General features: G+C 40.7%; 2 protein-coding genes. One reads left to right on the top strand and one right to left on the bottom strand.

The features are described from left to right. A partial coding sequence (locus Q1W14_RS21610; protein ID WP_300704924.1) for a glycoside hydrolase family 3 N-terminal domain-containing protein occupies window positions 1–1434 on the bottom strand: 1434 nt, incomplete at its 3' end. 214 nt (window positions 1435–1648) lie between these two features. Here Q1W14_RS21610 and Q1W14_RS21615 point away from each other — a divergent pair. Next, the coding region (locus Q1W14_RS21615) for a hypothetical protein (RefSeq protein ID WP_300704925.1) at window positions 1649–4167 on the top strand (2519 nt) is incomplete at its 3' end.

The raw sequence follows: 4167 nt of genomic DNA on the forward strand, positions 1-4167 counted from the left end.
CCAGTCCAACGGCTTGTTTGGTGCTTTTTCAAACAACTCATTGCGGAACATCATACGCAACATTGTGCGGCACACTTCTTCAAGATTCTCCATATTGATACGTCCATCTTTTGCGGCCTGTATCACCTCCTTATCATTATAAGTATCACCACAGTTCGTAGCGATACCAGCAGCCAAAGCTTGATTAGCAGCTTCTATTTTATCTTTAGCTGTATAATGTTTACGGGCAGTCAAGTTACCTATAGCACCACAGTCGCTAACGATAAAGCCGCTGAATCCCCATTCCTCACGCAAAATATTATGTAGTAATTCTCTACTTTTAGCTACCGGCACACCCAGGAAATCCGAATAAGCCATCATCAAAGATTGGCAATCATAGTTACGAATCACATGACGGAACGGAACCAGATGTACTTCGCGCATTTCACGTTCAGACAATCCTATATCATGAGAATCGCGCCCTCCCAACGGAGCACCATGACCACCAAAATGTTTCGGAGTAGTATACAACCCCATAGACTGGTAGCCTTTAATCCAAGCTCCACCAATTTGTGACACCAAAACCGGATCTTCTCCAAATGTTTCCTCACAACGTCCCCAACGGGCATCCTGAGCTACATCCAGTACCGGAGACCATGCCTGCATAGTACCTGCCGAAAGAGTTTCATTGCCAACTGCCATCGCCACTTCTTCCGTCAACTTCTTATTCCAAGTTGCTCCCATTCCCAGGGCTTGGGGGAAGATAGTAGCTCCACTACCATATGAGAAGCCATGTACAGCTTCCACCTTTGTAATGGGCGGTACATATAAGTGAGGAATACCAGGAATCCCCCAGCCTTCACGTATCAGTTCCATTTTATCTTCCGGTGTCATCACAGACAATAGACTTTCTACACGTTCTTCCACCGGAAGCGTAGGGTCCATATAGCGTAGCGAAGTCTTTTCTCCTTTCAGGTCTTTCAATTCCTTATCAGCTAAAAGAACAGATACTTCCTTTACCATAAAAGGTTTAACACGATCACCTCCCTTAAAAGCCAACCGGACATGTGCCCCATATTTAGGTGAGAACTTCAACCGCATCTCTTTAGCGCTACCCTGTATCTGATAATCGACAGGCACTCCCAAATTCATAGGATCATATGTAACAAAGATATTCATCAGTTGCTTTAAGTCTTCTTTAGAAACACCTTGCATCTGAACCCCAAGTTCACATACATCACCAGAGGTCTGGATAGTAAACATCAACCATTGGTCTGTTTTCAAGTCCTGCCCACTAACTTCCCACATTGTCTTTTGATCCTTATCAAAAGCTAACGAAGCTTTTTCCACATTAGTGGATGCTGAAACGGATAAAATATCACTTGGCTGCTGAGCCATTAGAAAAGAGCAGGATAATATTCCTGCAAATAAGAATAAGTGCCTTTTTAAATTCATATTATCAGATTTTAATCTATTTATACTGCAAAGTAAGCGGCAACCGCTTAATAAAATGATAAAACAATAATTAATGAAACATTAAAATCCACTTAATGAATCACTTTTGCAGAAAAAGCGAAGCCTGGCTGTAATAATTGCATAAATAAGTAATCGGTTTTCACTAAAAAGCATTACTTTTGTACGAGCTAATACTTCATTAAGAACATACAAAATGAAAAAGACACAATCTATTATCTTTCTTCTGTTGATGTGTATGCGTTCAGTCGCTCAGCTTCCTGAATATGGTTTGCATATTCAATCCTACCCGCTTCAGAATTCTGAGTTTACCAGTATGGTATTAGAAGATGGAAAGCCCATAGAGACTAAAGGAGACAAAATTACCCTGAGCTTTAACCTCTGGGTGAGACCCGATAATGTATTCGGAACCGTATTCCGCATCATTACTGAAAACAATAAGAATGTCGATCTGATGTACAGTGTCAGCGAAAACGACAGACGCTTCCCTATTCTGGTCACCGGAGATGCAGTATACCCCATTCAAAAAGAAGTGAGGCGTGAAACTTGGATTTCAGCCAGCCTGACCCTCGATGTTAAAGAGGGAAATATTACCGTATTATATGATAGTACGGAAATCAATGTGAATTACCCCGACTTAAAAGGTACGCAGAAACTACGCTTTGCTTTCGGTTATTGTCCCTATGAGGGTTTCTCTTTAGCCGATGTAGCTTCCGTTAATTTAAGAGATATCAGTATCAAGCGCGGATTGCAGGAAATACGTTTGTGGAAAATGGCACGCCATAATAAGGAAGTCTGTTATGACGAGATTTCCCACAGTCCGGCTTCCGGCAAGAATACCCGTTGGATTATAGACCAGTATATCACCTGGAAGAAGATTCATTCACAGCAATTCAAATCTTCTCCCTCTGTAGCATTCGATCCTACTGTCGGAACTTTCTACATAGCCAACAATAGACAAAAGCTGTATGTTTTCCATACGGATGAAAGGATAACTGACACCATTCAGGTAAAAGGCGGCGAGTTCGTAGCCAACTATCCCAACCAGTTGATATATCTACCAGAGCAACATCAGTTGTTATCCTACAACCTGAATGAAAATCTATATTCGTTCTTTGATCCTGTTTCGCAAAGCTGGAAAGGAACACAGGCAGCCGTACAGGAACATGACTATTGGAATAATACACTCGTTTATAATCCGGCCAATTCTTCATTGATCAGCTTCGGTGGATATGGACATTATCACTATAATAATAAGCTATTAATCTGCTATCCTTATGAAGATACCCCGCAGCGTCACCTCAATCTGACAAATATTCATCCCAGATACTCTTCCAGTTCTGTCATAGTTGACAGCACACTTTATATCTTCGGAGGACGCGGTTGCCCATCCGGACGGCAAGAATTATCTCCCCGCAACTATTATGACTTGTATGCTGTCAATCTTTTGACCCAGCAAGCCAATAAACTATGGGAACTCACCCAGGTTCCGGATGGAGGAGACTTTCAGCCCAGTGAGAATATGGTTTATGATCCCGAAAAAAAATGTTTTTACTTCTTCAGTACCCAGCAAGGTGGTACGTTGATGAAAATTGATACTCAAACACCTCATTTCGAGCTCATGTCATTGCCTATAGGACTGAAATTAGAGGCTCAGTATATGTATACCAACATATACTATTCCCCTAAACAAAAGAAGTTATATACAGTGATTCACCGAGCTGAAGTAAGCGGAAAAGCTGATATAGATATCTATGAACTGAATTTCCCTCCGATTCCTATTTCATCCTTTAAGCAGCCGGATGTGGTTGCAGACAATGCCGGTCAAAACGATCAGTCATCTATATGGCTGTACATTATAGTCGGAATACTGGTTATTGCCGGAATGGGAATTCTCTATTATAGAAAGAAAAAGGCTGAAATAAATCGGGTCAAGACCGCTACCGGAAACAACAAGAAAGCGGAAACAAACAGTCTCCAATCAGAAACAGCGAATGGCTCTCTAATCAATGATAGATCTGAGATAAAAATAGAAATGCCCATACACACAGAGACAACAACATTCCACAACTATGATTTCTCCAAGGGATGTGTTTGTTTCTTTGGTGGTTTCCATGTTGTGGATAAAGAAGGCAATGATATTACAGCCTTATTTACTCCAACCCTTAAAGCCTTATTGATATTGCTTGTGCTCTATACCGGAAGAGACTCCAAAGGAATCATTGGTCATAAACTAATCCAAGTATTATGGTATGACAAGACGGATGAATCTGCCAAGAACAACCGTAATGTATATATGAGTAAACTACGCGGTTTATTGGAAAAAGTAGGTGATATCAAAATATTGAATCAAAATGGCTTCTGGAGCATACAGTTTGAAGAAGGAACAATTTGCGACTATCTGGAAGCACTTTATTTATATAAAGAGAATAATAGTCAGAACTTAGAGAAGCTGCTCGAGTTATTGCTACGTGGTATGATGTTACCTAATATGGAAACCGATTGGATTGATACGTTTAAAAACGATTTTTCAAATAACACCATTGATCTGCTTTGCAGATTACTGAAGCGGGAAGACCTCTCGGAGACGTTAAAGCTAAAAATTGCAGATACACTATTCCAACATGACTATATCAACGAGGAAGCTCTTTGTGTAAAATGCCGTATTCTTTGTCAGCAAGGTAAGAAAGGGCTTGCCAAGACTGTCTATGATAC

The organism is Bacteroides sp. (assembly GCF_030151085.1).
GTDB lineage: Bacteria > Bacteroidota > Bacteroidia > Bacteroidales > Bacteroidaceae > Bacteroides.